This window comes from Streptomyces sp. NPDC054956 (genome assembly GCF_053609185.1).
In genome coordinates this window covers 1-15,266 of record NZ_JBSGXB010000183.1, presented here as the reverse complement: position 1 = coordinate 15,266, position 15,266 = coordinate 1, and the positions used below count along the sequence as shown (strand labels likewise).

10 protein-coding genes are annotated in these 15,266 nt (G+C 69.0%); 6 read left to right on the top strand and 4 right to left on the bottom strand.

Annotated features, from left to right (window positions below; translation table 11 throughout):
- On the bottom strand, positions 1 to 1,589 hold a 1,589-nt coding region (locus tag ACWGDE_RS25175), incomplete at its 3' end, for a right-handed parallel beta-helix repeat-containing protein (protein WP_453391291.1).
- A 436-nt stretch (positions 1,590 to 2,025) separates the two neighbouring features.
- On the opposite strand from ACWGDE_RS25175, the gene ACWGDE_RS25170 reads away from it, so the two are divergent.
- From ACWGDE_RS25170 to ACWGDE_RS25160, 3 genes are all read left to right on the top strand, one after another.
- Positions 2,026 to 2,421: a hypothetical protein gene (locus ACWGDE_RS25170; protein ID WP_453391290.1), complete on the top strand. Its 396-nt coding sequence runs from the start codon at positions 2,026 to 2,028 to the stop codon at positions 2,419 to 2,421.
- Complete coding sequence (locus tag ACWGDE_RS25165) at positions 2,421 to 3,356, top strand: hypothetical protein (RefSeq protein ID WP_453391289.1); 936 nt, start codon at positions 2,421 to 2,423, stop codon at positions 3,354 to 3,356. The genes ACWGDE_RS25170 and ACWGDE_RS25165 overlap by 1 nt, the downstream gene beginning before the upstream one ends.
- 69 nt (positions 3,357 to 3,425) lie before the next feature.
- The gene (locus tag ACWGDE_RS25160) at positions 3,426 to 7,241 is read left to right on the top strand and encodes a CHAT domain-containing protein (protein ID WP_453391288.1); all 3,816 of its coding nucleotides are present in this window, start codon (positions 3,426 to 3,428) and stop codon (positions 7,239 to 7,241) included.
- Between the two features lie 101 nt (positions 7,242 to 7,342).
- On the opposite strand, the gene ACWGDE_RS25155 is transcribed toward ACWGDE_RS25160, so the two are convergent.
- A complete protein-coding gene (locus tag ACWGDE_RS25155) occupies positions 7,343 to 8,563 on the bottom strand; it encodes a magnesium and cobalt transport protein CorA (protein ID WP_453391287.1) in 1,221 nt (406 codons plus the stop codon).
- A 272-nt stretch (positions 8,564 to 8,835) separates the two neighbouring features.
- On the opposite strand from ACWGDE_RS25155, the gene ACWGDE_RS25150 reads away from it, so the two are divergent.
- Together ACWGDE_RS25150 and ACWGDE_RS25145 are read left to right on the top strand one after the other, a co-directional pair.
- Positions 8,836 to 9,984 (top strand): winged helix DNA-binding domain-containing protein, encoded by a 1,149-nt coding sequence (locus ACWGDE_RS25150; RefSeq protein ID WP_453391286.1) that lies wholly within the window; start codon positions 8,836 to 8,838, stop codon positions 9,982 to 9,984.
- Positions 9,985 to 10,020: 36 nt separating this feature from the next.
- Positions 10,021 to 11,736 (top strand): AMP-binding protein, encoded by a 1,716-nt coding sequence (locus ACWGDE_RS25145; protein WP_453391285.1) that lies wholly within the window; start codon positions 10,021 to 10,023, stop codon positions 11,734 to 11,736.
- A 51-nt stretch (positions 11,737 to 11,787) separates the two neighbouring features.
- Here the strand turns inward: ACWGDE_RS25145 and ACWGDE_RS25140 are convergent, their stop codons facing one another.
- Together ACWGDE_RS25140 and ACWGDE_RS25135 are read right to left on the bottom strand one after the other, a co-directional pair.
- On the bottom strand, positions 11,788 to 12,282 hold the full coding sequence (locus ACWGDE_RS25140; protein ID WP_453391284.1) for a glutathione peroxidase: 495 nt from the start codon (positions 12,280 to 12,282) through the stop codon (positions 11,788 to 11,790).
- 63 nt (positions 12,283 to 12,345) lie between these two features.
- Complete coding sequence (locus ACWGDE_RS25135; RefSeq protein ID WP_453391283.1) at positions 12,346 to 13,146, bottom strand: hypothetical protein; 801 nt, start codon at positions 13,144 to 13,146, stop codon at positions 12,346 to 12,348.
- 256 nt (positions 13,147 to 13,402) lie between these two features.
- Here ACWGDE_RS25135 and gcl point away from each other — a divergent pair, with 256 nt between their 5' ends.
- Positions 13,403 to 15,193, top strand: a complete 1,791-nt coding sequence (gcl, locus tag ACWGDE_RS25130) for a glyoxylate carboligase (protein WP_453391282.1) — start codon at positions 13,403 to 13,405, stop codon at positions 15,191 to 15,193.
- Positions 15,194 to 15,266: the final 73 nt, after the last annotated feature.

Genomic DNA, 15,266 nt, shown 5'->3' with positions numbered 1-15,266 from the left:
GCGTCCGGGGCTCCGTTGTCGGCACTCGTGAGCTGCTCCACCGCCAGGCGGTCACCGGGAACGGCCTGGCGCAGCCCGCTTCCCTTGTTGTCCCGCAGGGTGCAGCCGATCACGGAGACGGGGTCCGGACCCTCCACACGGACCCCGTCGGCGGCCGAACCGGTCACCTCGCAGGAGCTCAGGGAGGTGCGGGCGCCCGCCGCGACCAGCACCCCGTGCTCGCCCGCGCCGCGGACCCGCGACCGGGCCGCCGTCAGCTCGCCCCGCTCCTCGACCCGGATGCCCGTGCCCAGGCAGTCGTCCACCTCCGTGTCGCGCAGAACCACCGAGCCGAGCGCGCCCACGTGCACGCCGGGACCCTTGGCGGTCCGCAGCCGTCCCTGCCCCACGTACAGGTTCCCGTGCCCGGACACGTGCAGCGCCGCGCCCCCGGACTCCTCGACCAGGCAGTCCTCCAGCCGGCCCCGGCCGTCGGCCAGCACCTCGATGCCGTGGCCCGCCGAGCGTGCGACGGTGCTGCGCCGCAGCAGGGGATTGGCGCGCGAGCGGATCAGTACGCCGCCCGTGCCGCTGCCGACCACCTCCAGCCGGTCGATCTCGGCGGCGCAGTCCTCGTCCAGGACGACCCCGGTCCCCTCGGCGTCGCGGACGACGGTGGCGGTCAGGACGGGGGAGGAGAAGTCGGTGACGCGGACCGCGGCGTCCCGGGCGGCGGTGAACGCGCAGTCCTCGAACACCCCCCGGCTCCGCTCGGTCACCAACAGCCCGTGCCCCGCGGTCCGTTCCGTGCGGCAGCGCCGCAGGGTGGGCGCGGAGCCGGCGCCGACCACGAACCCGTGACCGGTGGTGTTCCGTACGGTGACGTCCTCCAGGACGGTCGCGCCACTGGTGCTCATGAACACGCCCACAACGGAGTCCGTGACGGTGGACCGCGAAACGGTGACCGTGCTCTCCTCCTCGGCGGCCACCCCGGGCTTGTCGGCGGCGGAGATCTCGCAGTCCTCCACCAGGACCCGGGAACGACCGTTCGCGAGGACGCCGTTGCCGCGCGCGTCGCGCAGCCGCCCCGCGCGCACGGAGATCCTGCCCTGCTCGCCGGCGACCACGGCGGAGGTCCCGAGGTGCTCGACGACGCACTCCTCGAGGAGGCTCTCCACCGCCGAGGTGGACACCACTCCGGCACCCTGCGGGTTCTCGATCCGGCACTGGCGGATCGCCAGCGACCCCGCGCCACGGGCGAACAGGGCCGCCCAGGAGGCGCCGTACACATCGCACCGGTCGAGCAGGAGCTGCCCGCGGGCCACGTCCACCACGGGCAGCCCGTCGTCGTGGCCGCGCAGCACCAGGGAGTTCACCATGGCCGAATCGCAAGCCATGACGAGGGCCGAGCCCTGGCGCGGCGCCAGCTCCACGCTGCCCCGGCCCTCGGTGGTGGTCAGCGTCAAGGAGGTGGCGAGCGTCAGGCTCTCCTCGTAACGGCCGGGGGCGATGCTGATCACGGCTCCGGTACGGGCCGCACGGAGCGCCTCGGAGATGGTGCGGCAGTCGCCCGTCCCGTCCTGGGCGACGGTGAGCAGCTGGCGTGACACGTTCTGACCTCCCGGGCGCCCCGACGTCGGCGTCCGGTGACTCCCGGGGCGTGTGGAACTGATGTGCCCATCATGCCTGCTGCCCGGAACCCCCCGCTACCGCCCCAGCCCCCAAACACCACCACCCCCACCCAACCGACCTGACAACCCGTCCCACCCGTCGCCCCGGCCCGAGCCCCTAGAGCCAGTCGCGCTGCTCGAAGATGACGTACGGACTCACGCCCACCACGGCCATCACCAGGATCCCGAAGGGACGCCGCCACGCTCGTGGACTTGGGGTGGACGGTCATGGCTCGGCTCTCCTGCAGATCCGCTCACGCGGCCATGGGGAGGCGAGTACTCGAGTTCACCGAATCCGCCCCTGAGTCTCCACGTCTGTAGGAAGAATGGATGCCCGAGTCAGGAGCTTCAACGACATGCAGGGACGGGGTTCTACATGACCAGCCAGACCGAGTCCGCTGGTCTGAGGACCGCCATGGCGCTTTCGTACGTGTGTGGGCATCGAGACGAACTCTCTGCGCTGCTCGACGAGGACGCCGCCGACTTGCGTGCTCTCGAAGCTGCGGTCGGTCGCAGTGCCGTGAACGATGCCTCGCTCAGCGGTCTTCTGGACGCCCTGCATGTATCGGTTCGAGGCGCGGGCGATCCGTTGGGGGTATACGGAGCAGTGGGGCGCGGCGTGACTCCGGCCGGTGTTGGCGGTCTGGACATCGTCTACCGATGTCCTTTACAGCTGTGCGTCGGCCGATCCGGCCATGAGGTGGCCGGAAATGTGCCGCGCTGTCGGCTCGACCCCACCGGAACGGCACTGATCCGGGAGAGGCTCCCGTAGTGGGCGGCTTGCTGGGCGAACTCGGCAAGAAGCTCGCCGAGCGCTGGCTTACCCTTCTCGTGCTACCGGGCGCTCTGTACTTGGCCGTCGCGACAACCGGACACGCCCTTGGTCACAAGGCCGCGCTATCCGTGGGTCGGCTTACCCGCGTGATCTCGGACGCCGCCGGCGCTCCCCAAGCAACCACGGTGGGCGGCCAGGTTGTGCTGCTTGCTGCAGTTCTCGCCGGCGCAGCAGCCGCTGGACTGATAGCTCAGTCCGTTGGCTCCGCGATAGAGCGCGTTGTGCTGGCCGTCGGCTGGAGCGCATGGCCCTGGCCGTTCGGCGAGTTGGCCGAGCGTGTCGTTGTACGCAGGCAGCGCCGCTGGGACGCCGTACGGAGTGAGTACGCAGCCCTGCTACTCCGCGAACGTGCTCCTCGTCCGGCTGACCGGCCTGAGCTCCGGGACCGTCATCGTGCGGCCCGCAGGTGCGAACGCATCTCTGTGGAGCGGCCCGAGCGGCCGACCTGGAGCAGTGACCGGATCCATGCCGCCGTGATCAGGCTGGACCGGGACGCGCATGTCAGCCTGCTCACTGTCTGGCCACACCTTTGGCTCGTGTTGTCGGAAGAGGTACGAGGTGAGATCGGCAAAGCGCGCTCCGCGTTGACACGGGCCGCCGTACTCGCCGGATGGGCCTTGCTCTACCTGCCCTTGGCCTGGTGGTGGTGGCCCGCGGCGCCGCTCGCCGCCATGCTGGTCATCATTTCGGCGCGACGCTTCCGTACCGCCTCGGACACCTATGCCACGCTGCTGGAGGCATCCGTACGTCTTCATTTGACGGACCTGGCCGACAAGCTGCGCATTGAGCAACAGCCGATGAGCCCTCTACTCGGTGGCGCGGTCATGCGGCGGCTGACCAGCCCGGTGCCCGTACCGGAGCCGACCTTGTGAGCCCGCCGAATGCAGAGGCCGCATTGGCGGCCGGGACGGTACAGCGAGCGGATCAGCCAGGGAGCGCAAGTGACGGGACGGTTCGTGCAGGGGAGCAAGGAGCACTCCGTCACGGCGGATGAGCGGGCGAAGCGGATAGCCGCGGTTCAGTCACGACTGGACCGGCTGGCCCAAGAGCAAGACCTCGAAGTGGTGTTGGAGCCGGAAGCGTTGGTCGAGGCTCGCCGACTCGACGCTATTCTCCGCAGCGACATGTCCGACCTTGAAGGTTACTACCTGCTCGGCTGGTTGCATGCTTTGAGATACCAGGCGCTTCCTGAAGGAGTTGGACAGCAGGAAATGGAGGAGGCCGTCGCGAATTTCGCGCCGTGCTTCGTCTTCGGTGGTGCCGATGAGGAAGATCTGCCGGGCGGGCTTCTCCCCGAAGTGGCACGGCATGCGCTCGGCTTCGTCTGGGCGATGCAGCAAAGGATGGGCGCTTCGCCGGGCCCTGCGCAACTCGCGACGGTGACGGACCTCCTGCGACGTATCGCGGCGGCCATCCCCGCGGGCGACGACCAGCACGCGGAATCGCTGTCCAATCTTGCCGTCATCCTGAAATCCCGCTTCGATGCGGGCGGTGATCTGACGGATCTGGACGAGGCAGTCGACGCTGCCCGGGCCGCAGTTGCGAGTACCGCCTCAGAGCACCGGAACAGGCTGGTCATGCTGTCCAACCTGTCAGCTGTGCTGCTGGAGCGATTCGCACTTACCGGTGTGGCGGAGAACCTGGACGACGCGATCGAGATGAGCAGGCTGGCCCTGCGGGCGGCAACAGGGTCTCCCGCCGACCGGGCTGGGGGGCTCAACAACCTGGGGACTGCGCTGAAGACCAGGTTCACTGAGAAGGGAAGTCTGTCGGACCTGGATGCGGCGATCGACGCGTTCCAGCATGCGTCCGATCTCTGTGTCGAGGCCCACGACAAGGCTGGAATCCTCCATAACCTGGGGTCGGCCTGGAGCAGCAGATACGACACCACCGGCGGCCCGGCCGACCTGGAGAACGCGATTGAGAGTTGCCGGGCCGCAGTCGAGGTCGCCTCCGAGGAGCACGCCGGGCGCTCCATGTTTCTGTCAGGTTTGGGCAACGCTTTGCTCACCCGGTTCGACAGCACGGGGGAAACCGGATACCTGGACCGTTCTATTGATGCGTTCCGGGAAGCTCTGGAGGTACTCCCGCCGGGCCACCGGGCTCGAGGGCTTCGCCTCAGTGGCCTTGGAAGGGCCCTCCTGGCTCGGTATCGCCTCAGTGGGGAGATCTCAGACCTCGATGCCGCGATCGAGGCGAGTCGCGCCGCTGCCAGTGGAAGCGACCCTCAACAGGCTGAATTCAACGCCCTGCTCAACAATTTGGGTATCTCTCTGTGGCAGCGCTTCGAGTACGCAGGTGATCCGGCGGACCTGGACGAGGCAATCAGCGTCAGCCGTGCGTCCGCACAGGCGACAGCGAAGGGTCACGTCGACCGTCCGACCCGTCTCTCCAACATCGGGCTGATGCTGTGGACCCGGTTCAAGCACAGTGGGTCGCTGCCGGACCTGGACGCCGCGGTCGAGTTCGCACACGACGCCGTGAAGGCCACACCACCCGGCCACTCCACATTGGCGAGATTGCTGTCCAATCTCGGCCCAGTGCTCATGGAGCGGTTCGAGCGCAGCGGGGACTCGCAGGACCTCGATCAGGCGATCCACAGAACCCGCGAGGCCCTCGACATCATTGGTTCCGGGAGCCCCGATCGCCCCCGCTACCTCGCCAACCTGTGCGCAACGCTGGCTGCCCGGTTCGAGGACACCGGAGTCTTCGAGGACCTCGAGGCTGCGGTCGAGGCGGGACGTGCGGCAGTCGTTGACGTTCCATCCCTACACCCTGAGCGTCCGCGCTACCTCTCCGCACTGGGTGCCGTGTTGACTGTCAGATTCACGGAGACCGGATCCGTGCTGGATCTGGACGATGCGGTGGCGGCATGTCAGGCCGCACTCGACAGCACTCCCGTGGAACATCCAGAGCGCGCTGACTACCTACTCAACTTGGGGACGGCTCTGGGCAGCAGGTATGAACGGACCGGCTCACACCAAGACTTCGAGCGCGCCCTGTCAGTAGGTCTGGAAGGCGGGCAAGCTGAGGGGCTCAGACCCTCCATCCGAATTCGGGCGGCTCGGGCAGCGGCCTCATTGGTCGTACGAACCGACCCTGGTCTGGCGGCCGACCTACTGGCCGAAGCCGTGCGGCTGCTCCCCGAGGTGGCAGATCGCCGACTTGGCCGGGGGGACCAGCAACACGCTCTGGGCGACTGGTCTGGGCTGTCCGGGGACGCCGCCGCGCTGACTCTCGCCTCTCTCGACGGCGAGCCCGCCGATCGGGCCTTGCGGGCGCTGCAGTTGCTTGAGACGGGCCGTGGCGTACTCCACAACCAGGCGCTGGACATGCGGAGTGACCTCGCCGAGCTTCGCGAATGCCACCCCGTCCTGGCCCATCGCTTTGAGGCGCTCCGGGACGAGCTTGACCGGCCGACGGAAACAACCCTTCCTGCAGACCCCATTGGTCAGGTCAGTGCCGCCGTGCGTGCGGTGGACGCCGGGCAGCATCGACGAGGCCTCGCCGACGAACTCCAGGCCACTCTGACCCACATCCGAGCGCAGGACGGATTCGCCAGCTTTGCGCGTCCCCCCGCCGCCGACGAGCTTCTGGCACAAGCCGCCTTCGGCCCGGTGGTGAGTTTCAACGTCAGCCGCCATCGCAGCGATGCGCTCCTGTTGACATCAAACGGAATCGAGTCCCTGAACCTACCCGACCTCACACACGACCTCGCCGTGGACCGGATCCAGGCTTTCCACCAGGCCCTGGAAACCGTCGGAGATTCCCAGGCAACACCCGTCGCGCGTAAGGAAGCCCAGGCGATCCTGCGGACCGTCCTGGAGTGGCTCTGGGATGTGGCGGTCGAGCCGGTCTTGCGCAGCCTCGGATTTATGGATGAGCCTTCCTCCGGAATGCCCTGGCCCCGCATCTGGTGGGCACCGGGCGGGCTCCTCTCACTGCTTCCCCTACACGCTGCCGGCCATCATTCCGGTCGGCCCAAGGCGGGCCCAACCATTGGGGAGCGGCGGACAGCAATGGACCGCGTTGTCTCCTCGTACACCACCACCATCCGCGCCCTGCACCACACGCGTCGTCGTCGCACCTCCGCACCGTCCGTCCGCCGGTCACTGATCGTGGCCATGCCTACGACTCCAGGTGTCCAGGGACGTTTGGATCACGTTTCGGAAGAGGTCGCACTGCTGTGTGACCTGCTTCCGAAACCGACACTGCTCGTTGAGCCGGACGCAACGGGTAACGGGACGACCGCTCCTCGGTCGGAGACACCAACCAAGAATCGGGTCCTGGACAACCTCGCTGATTGCGGGATCGCGCACTTTGCGTGCCATGGTGCCCACGACCCCATCGACCCGTCCCGGAGCTTGCTGCTTCTACACGACCATGAACGTGACCCGCTCACTGTGGCGAGCCTTGCCGGCGTAAGGACGGACTCGGCCCAGTTGGCATACCTGTCAGCATGTCGAACAGCCTTCATGGCCTCCGCGGAACTGATCGACGAGGCCATTCATCTCACTTCGGCCTTTCAGCTCGCCGGATACCCGCACGTCATCGGCACCCTTTGGGAAGTAAACGACGAGATAGCCTCACGCATGGCTGTCGCCTTCTATACCGAGCTCGGACGGGTCACCAACCGGCATGGTGAGATCGACGTAGATGAGTCAGCCCATGCTCTGCATCACGCCGTTCGCAGCATCCGTGATCTCTACCCGAAGGTGCCCTACCTTTGGGCAGCCCATCTGCACGCCGGGGTCTGAGCCGAGTCGCATGGAAGAAGGCCAAGGGCGAAGAGCCCGCACTCGAGGGCTGGAAGCCTCCTGGTGCCCATGTGGCACCCACCTCACGGCCCGCTTCGTGGCTAGAGCCAGTCGCGCTTCTTGAAGATGACGTACAGGCTGACGCAGACGACTGCCATGAGGAGGATGGCGAAGGGGTAGCCGCCTGCCCACTTGAGTTCGGGCATGTCCTCGAAGTTCATGCCGTAGATCGTGCCTACCAGGGTGGGGGCGAAGAGGATGGCGGCCCAGGAGGAGATTTTTTTGATTTCCTCGTTCTGTTCGAAGCCTGCCTCGGCCAAGGCGCGCATTTCGGCGTTTTGTTGTTGGGAGACCAGGGTGGCGTTGACCGTCAGGATTTCTGTGAGGGCCTGGCGGAAGCCGTCCACGCGTTCGCTGGTGTGCGTGACGTGGTCGGCCACGTCGCGGAGGTAGCGCTGGAGTTCCTCGTCCGTGCCGTACTTCGCGAAGCCGGCCATCAGGCTGTGGAGCATGCCGACCAGGGGGCGGGTGGCGCGCTGGAACTCGACCATTTCGCGGGAGAGTTCGTAGATGCGGCGGGAGACCTCCGGGTCGCCGCTGAAGACCTCGGTCTCGATCTCGTCCATGTCGATCTGCACGCCCTCGACGACGGGGGCGTAGCCGTCGACCACCGCGTCGAGGATGGCGTAGAGGGCGGCCTCCGGGCCGAGGGAGAGGAGTTCGGGGGACTCCTCCATGCGGCGGCGGACGGCCGAGAGGTCCGGGGCGGCGCCGTGGCGGACCGTGATCAGGAAGTCGGGGCCCACGAAGATGTGGAGCTCGCCGAAATCGACCTCCTCCAGGGCGTCCAGGTAGCGGGCCGCGCGCAGGACGACGAAGAGGGTGTCTCCGTAGCGTTCGAGTTTCGGCCGTTGATGGGCCTCCAGGGCGTCCTCGATGGAGAGCGGGTGGAGGTTGAACTCCGTTGCCAGGGAGTGCAGTTCGGCTTCGGTGGGGCGGTGCAGCCCGATCCAGGCCATGCCGTCGGGCTGTTCGCGCAGTTGGCGGAAGGTGTCCGCGAGGGTGGAGGGGGAGGCGATGCGCAGGCCGTCGCGGTAGACGGCGGAGTCGATCACGCTGCGGTGGTCGGCGGGGGTGGGAGCCGGGGGTGCGGGTTTCGGGGCCCGTGGGGGTGCGGCCGGGGGAGTCGAGGGAGCGGCGGCAGGCCGGCGCCATCCCACCCGCTTCGCGGGCGCGGGCGAACCGGCCCCGGGCTTGGCCGCGGGCGAACCAGCCGCCGGTGCGGGCGAGGGTGAGGGGCGGCGGTCTGGTCGCTCCGACATCGCAGGTCAGCTCCCGGTCGAACGGGTGTTTACGGGCATGAGGCAGGATATCCGGGTGAATGGGTCCTGGTGGGCTTGGTGGTCCCGGTGGTCCCGCTCGTACCTGCGGGGTTCCCCGGCGTTCCCCGGGTTCCCCAGTGCCCTCCGGGTTCCCGGGCGTGCTCGTTCGTACCCGCGCAGCGCCGTGCAGTTCCCCGCCCGCCCGCCCCCCCCGCGCGATCCGTTTCGAGTTGCGGACAGAACGTGTCCGCAAGGGGTATTAGTTTGTCGTCATGGCCTCCAGGACGACTCACCCCGTGCTCGACACCCGTTCGCTGAACCGTGCCACCCTCGCCCGCCAGCTGCTCCTGAGCCGCGTCGAGATGTCCGCCGCGGGCGCCGTGGAGCACCTCCTCGGGCTGCAGGCGCAGAACGTGAAGCCCCCTTACTTCCAGCTCCACGCCCGCCTCGCCGGATTCCGGCCCGCCGAGCTCGCCGGGCTGATGGAGTCCCGCGAGGTGGTCCGGATCGTCACCATGAGGTCCACCATCCACACCCACACGGCCCAGGACGCGCTCACCCTGCGGCCCCTCGTCCAGCCCGCCCGCGACCGGGAGGTCAACTACTTCCGCAAGGGTCTGGCCGGAGTGGACCTCGACAGCCTGGCCGAGCGGGCCCGGGTGTTCGTCGAGGCCGAGCCGCGCACCATGGCGGAGATCCGCGAGGAGCTGCTCACGCACTGGCCCGACGCCGACCCGCAGTCGCTGTCCGTCGCCGCCCGCTGCCGGCTGCCGCTCGTGCAGGTCACCCCGCGCGGCGTCTGGGGCAAGAGCGGGCAGGTACGGCTCACCACCCTGAGCCAATGGCTGGGCGAAGGCCCGGAGGAAGAACAGGATCAGGGCCGGGAAGAGAGTGCGACGGCCCGTGCGACGGCCCTCGACGACGCCGTGCTGCGCTACCTCGGCGCCTTCGGGCCCGCCTCCGTCAAGGACATGCAGACCTGGGCCGGTCTCACCCGGCTCCGCGAGGCCTTCGAGCGGCTGCGGCCGCGGCTGGACGCGTTCCGGGACGAGAACGGCGTCGAGCTCTTCGACCTGCCCGACGCGCCCCGACCCGACGCCGCCGTGCCCGCCCCGCCCCGCTTCCTCCCCGAGTTCGACAACCTGCTCCTCTCCCACGCCGACCGCGCCCGCGTGATCGCCCCCGAGCTCAAAGGGCGCAGCTGGTCGGGGAACCAGGCCCACTGCACCCTGCTCCTCGACGGTTTCCTCGCCGGTCTCTGGAAGCTGGACGGCGACGCGCTCACCGTCGAGCTGTTCGCCGAGGCCTCCAAGCGGTGCCGCGAGGAGATCGTCGCCGAGGGCGAGGCGCTCGTCGCCGCCATGACCGACGACGGGGAGCACGGCCCCCGGTCCGTCCGCTTCGGGTCAATCCACGGCTGACGCCGCTCTGGTGACCCCCGTACCCGACACGGCACGATGCCTGACATGACCGAGAACACGGCACACGCGCCGTACGCGAATCCCGACGCCACCGCCCGGTTCCTCGCGGCGCGCGACTTCCTCCTGGAGCGCCGCGAGGACTACGAGGCCGCCCGCGCGGGATTCGCCTGGCCCCGCCCCGAACGGTTCAACTGGGCGCTGGACTGGTTCGACCACATCGCCACCGGCAACGGAACGGACGCCCTGCGGATCGTCGAGGAGGACGGCACCAGCCACGGAGTCTCCTTCGGGGAGATGAGCGTCCGCTCCGACTCGGCCGCCAACTGGCTGCGCGCCCAGGGCGTGGCCGCCGGCGACCGGATCCTGGTCATGCTCGGCAACCAGCGCGAGCTGTGGGAGGTGATGCTCGCCGCCATGAAGCTGCGCGCCGTCGTCATCCCCGCCACCCCGCTGCTCGGCGCCGCCGACCTGTGCGACCGCGTGGAGCGAGGGCGCGTGCGCCACGTGATCGCGCGGGCCGCGGACACCGCCAAGTTCGACGAGGTCCCCGGCGGCTACACGCGGATCGCGGCCGGGCCCGAGGTCCCCACCGGGTGGCGGCGCCTGGAGGACATGTACGCCTGCGACCCCCACTTCACCCCGGACGGCGAGACCCTCGCCACCGACCCGCTGATGCTGTACTTCACCTCCGGCACCACCGCCCGGCCCAAGCTCGTGGAGCACACGCACGCCTCGTACCCGATCGGGCACCTGTCCACCATGTACTGGCTCGGGCTGCGCCCCGGGGACGTGCACCTCAACATCGCCTCGCCCGGCTGGGCCAAACACGCCTGGTCGAACATCTTCGCCCCGTGGAACGCCGGCGCCACCGTGTTCGTCCACAACTACACGCGCTTCGACCCCGAGCGGCTGATGGCCGAGATGGACCGGCACGGCGTGACGACCTTCTGCGCCCCGCCCACGGTGTGGCGGATGCTGATCCAGTCCGACCTGACCCTGCTGCGCACCCCGCCCCGCGAGGCCGTCGCCGCCGGGGAGCCGCTCAACCCGGAGGTCATCGAGAAGGTCCGCGAGGCCTGGGGCCTGACCATCCGCGACGGTTTCGGCCAGACCGAGACCACCCTCCAGGCGGGCAATTTCCCCGGCGTGCCCGTCAAGCCGGGTTCGATGGGACGCCCCGCCCCCGGCTACGAGATCGTCCTGCTGGACCCGGTCACCGGCAAGGAGTCCCCCGACGAGGGCGAGCTGTGCGTGGACCTCGGCCCCCGCCCCGCCGGGGTGATGACCGGCTACCGCGACGACCCGGAGCGCACCGCCGAGGCCATGGCCGACGGCCTGTACCGCACCGGCGACATCGCCTCGCGCGACGCCGAGGGGTACCTCACCTACGTGGGCCGGGCCGACGACGTCTTCAAGGCCTCCGACTACAAGATCAGCCCGTTCGAGCTGGAGAGCGCCCTGCTGGAGCACGAGGCGGTCGCCGAGGCCGCCGTCGTCCCCGCCCCGGACGAGCTGCGCCTGGCCGTCCCGAAGGCGTACGTCACGCTCGCCGCCGGCTGGCAGCCCGGGCCGGAGACGGCCCGCGTGCTCTTCGAGCACTCCCGCGCGGTGCTGTCCCCCTATAAGAGGATCAGGCGGATCGAATTCGCCGAGCTCCCGAAGACCGTGTCGGGGAAGATCCGCCGGGTGGAGCTGCGCGAGCTCACCGCGGCCGGCTCGGCGGGGGAGTACGACGAGGCGGAGCTGGCCTGACCCAGGGCGGTACGGGGCTGCGCGCGCGGCCCCGTACCGCCCCGGCCGGTGCTACGCGGAGGCGGGGAGCAGCGCCTCGATCGCCGCGAGGACCTCGGGGGCCTCGGGCTCGGTGCGCGGGCGGAAGCGGGCCACGACCTCGCCGGCGGGGGAGATCAGGAACTTCTCGAAGTTCCACGTGATGTCGCCGGCCTCGCCCTCGGCGTCCGGGGTCTTCACCAGCTCCTGGTACAGCGGGTGCCGGTTCTCGCCGTTGACCTCGGACTTCTCCAGCATCGGGAAGGTGACGCCGAAGCCGGCCGCGCAGAAGGTCTGGATGTCGTCGGCGTTGCCCGGCTCCTGCCCGCCGAACTGGTTGCACGGCACGCCTATGACCGTGAAGCCCTTCTCCTCGTACTTGAACTGCAGCCGGGCCAGCCCCGAGTACTGGGGGGTGAGGCCGCACTGCGAGGCGGTGTTCACGAGCAGGATCGCCTTGCCCTTGTACGCGGCGAGGCTGGTGGGCTCGTCGGACAGGGTGGTCAGCGGGATGTCGTACAGGCTCATCAAACGCTCCTCGGCAAAAAGGCAGGTAATTCCCACCGAGACTAAGGGGTCAGGGGGAACCCCTTATTCCCCTGTGGCGACGAGCTGGTCCGCCGGGTCGTTGACCGGCTGCGGCATGCCCGTGAGGTCCATGACGAAGAGGGGTATCGCCAGCTCGTCCGCGCGCGTGCGGGCGTCCTGCGTGTAACCGGCGAGCGCGAAGTAGACGCTGGTCGCGGAGGCCGTGAGCCCGTTCAGCCAGACGCACTCCACCGCCCGCAGCCCGGCCGGCGCCGTGGTCGGGTCCACTTGCGCGACCAGGCCCGGGGCCCGCAGGTCCACCGCCGCCGAGGGGATGGGCCGGCCGTCGGGCTGGCGCACGTCCTGGAAGCCGAGCCAGCGCAGGTACAGCGCGGCCGTGGCCACCGCGTCCCGGGCGGTGCGGATGGTCACGGGGCGGAAGGCGGGGCGCGGCCCCGTCCGCAGCTCCCCGCCCGCGGATTCCGGCGGCCGCGGACCCTCGGGGCCCTGAGACGCCTGGGACGCATGGGGAGTCCCGGGTGCCGTCGGGACCCGGTGCGCCAGGGAGGACTGCGGCGGATCCGGGTCGAGCGGCGGGGCCGGCGGATGCACCGGGACGAGCACCACGGTTCCGCAGGATCCGCACCCCACCTCCGGATGCGGCCACTCGCTCTCCCGCCCGCACGATCCGCAGCGGATCGTCACCCACCCCTCCGACCAGGTGCGATGGGTCAGCTCCCGGGGCGGCGCGGCCAGATCCAGCGGCGGGACGACCGGGGTCCCGCAGGCGCAGGGGAAGGCCGGCGTCACGTAGTCGTTCTCCCGCAGGCACGCCGGGCAGCGCACCGGTACCGCATCCGCCATGAGAACCCGACCCCCTCCGTCGCCGTGCGTAGGGCCATGCTCCACCACCTGCCACCGTGAGGGCGGGCAGACCCTCGATTTTCAGTCGAGGCCTGGTTTTTCGTACAACTCACCGACCCAAACGCGGCTTTTGGTGGGTTCCGGCCTGCCGTACCGCCTTGACGTGTGGGAACTGGCCGCTTAGCTTGTTCCGTATAGCAGAACAAAACTTCCGGATGACGGAAAAGCCTGACCGCCAGACCCGCAGGAGAACTCGATGCCTCGTATGACAGCCGCCGCCGCTGCAGTGGAGATCCTCAAGCTCGAGGGTGTCGAACAAGCGTTCGGCGTCCCCGGTGCTGCGATCAACCCGTTCTACCGCGAGCTCAAGAACGTGGGCGGGATCAAGCACACGCTGGCTCGCCACGTCGAGGGTGCTTCGCACATGGCCGAGGGCTACACGCGTGCCAAGGCGGGCAACATCGGTGTCTGCATCGGTACCTCGGGCCCGGCCGGCACCGACATGATCACCGGCCTGTACTCCGCGATCGCGGACTCGATCCCGATCCTGTGCATCACCGGTCAGGCCCCGGTCTCGAAGCTCCACAAGGAGGACTTCCAGGCCGTCGACATCGCCTCGATCGCCAAGCCGGTCACCAAGAAGGCCACGACCGTCCTGGAGGCCGCCCAGGTTCCCGGCGTGTTCCAGGAGGCCTTCCACCTGATGCGCTCCGGCCGTCCGGGCCCGGTCCTGATCGACCTCCCGATCGACGTCCAGCTGACCGAGATCGAGTTCGACCCGGAGACCTACTCCCCGCTGCCGGTCTACAAGCCGCAGGCCACCCGCGCCCAGGCCGCCAAGGCCCTGCAGTTCCTGCTGGAGTCCGAGCGCCCGCTGATCGTCGCCGGTGGCGGCATCATCAACGCGGACGCCTCCGCGCTGCTGGTCGAGTTCGCCGAGCTCACCAACGTCCCGGTCATCTCCACCCTCATGGGCTGGGGCGTCATCCCGGACGACCACGAGCTGGCCGCCGGCATGGTCGGTGTCCAGACCTCGCACCGCTACGGCAACGCGACGTTCCTCGAGTCGGACTTCGTCTTCGGCATCGGCAACCGCTGGGCCAACCGTCACACCGGTTACAACCTGGACGCCTACACCAAGGGCCGCAAGTTCGTCCACGTCGACATCGAGCCGACCCAGATCGGCAAGATCTTCGCCCCGGACTTCGGCATCGCCTCGGACGCCAAGGCGGCCCTGGAGCTCTTCATCGAGATCGCCAAGGAGCTCAAGGCCGAGGGCAAGCTGCCCGACTTCAGCGCCTGGGCCGCTTCCGCCCAGGAGCGCAAGGCCACGCTGCTGCGCCGTACGCACTTCGACAACATCCCCATGAAGCCGCAGCGCGTCTACGAGGAGATGAACAAGGCCTTCGGCCCGGAGACCCGCTACGTCACCACCATCGGTCTGTCCCAGATCGCCGGTGCGCAGATGCTGCACGTCTACAAGCCGCGCAACTGGATCAACTGCGGCCAGGCCGGCCCGCTCGGCTGGACCATCCCGGCCGCCATCGGTGCCGCCACCGCGGACCCGGAGACCCCGATCGTCGCCCTGTCCGGCGACTACGACTTCCAGTTCATGATCGAGGAGCTGGCGGTCGCCGCCCAGCACAAGGTCCCCTACGTCCACGTCCTCGTGAACAACGCCTACCTGGGCCTGATCCGTCAGGCGCAGGGCGGCCTGGGCATCAACTTCGAGGTCAACCTCGAGTTCGAGAACATCAACACCCCCGAGCTGGGTGTCTACGGTGTCGACCACGTCAAGGTCGCCGAGGGCCTGGGCGTCAAGGCGATCCGCGTCACCGACCCGGACCAGCTGGGCGAGGCCTTCGAGCAGGCCAAGAAGTGGGCCCAGGAGTACCAGGTCCCGGTCGTCGTCGAGGCCATCCTGGAGCGCGTCACCAACATCTCGATGAGCAAGACGGTCGACATGAGCGACGTCACCGAGTTCGAGGAGATCGCGACCGAGGCGTTCCACGCCCCGACCGCGATCCGCAACGAGCTGTCCGTCTAGTCCGCCTGGTCCCACAGGGCTGGTCCAGCACCGCGCAACGGCCCCCGTTCCTCCTTGCGGAGGGACGGGGGCT

Bases quoted from the DNA above. Each gene is read 5' to 3' on its own strand.
- ACWGDE_RS25155 (WP_453391287.1), bottom strand. From the start codon at position 8,563: ATGTCGGAGCGACCAGACCGCCGCCCCTCACCCTCGCCCGCACCGGCG.
- ACWGDE_RS25145 (WP_453391285.1), top strand. From the start codon at position 10,021: ATGCCTGACATGACCGAGAACACGGCACACGCGCCGTACGCGAATCCC.
- ACWGDE_RS25170 (WP_453391290.1), top strand. From the start codon at position 2,026: ATGACCAGCCAGACCGAGTCCGCTGGTCTGAGGACCGCCATGGCGCTT.
- ACWGDE_RS25150 (WP_453391286.1), top strand. From the start codon at position 8,836: ATGGCCTCCAGGACGACTCACCCCGTGCTCGACACCCGTTCGCTGAAC.
- ACWGDE_RS25135 (WP_453391283.1), bottom strand. From the start codon at position 13,146: ATGGCGGATGCGGTACCGGTGCGCTGCCCGGCGTGCCTGCGGGAGAAC.
- gcl (WP_453391282.1), top strand. From the start codon at position 13,403: ATGCCTCGTATGACAGCCGCCGCCGCTGCAGTGGAGATCCTCAAGCTC.
- ACWGDE_RS25140 (WP_453391284.1), bottom strand. From the start codon at position 12,282: ATGAGCCTGTACGACATCCCGCTGACCACCCTGTCCGACGAGCCCACC.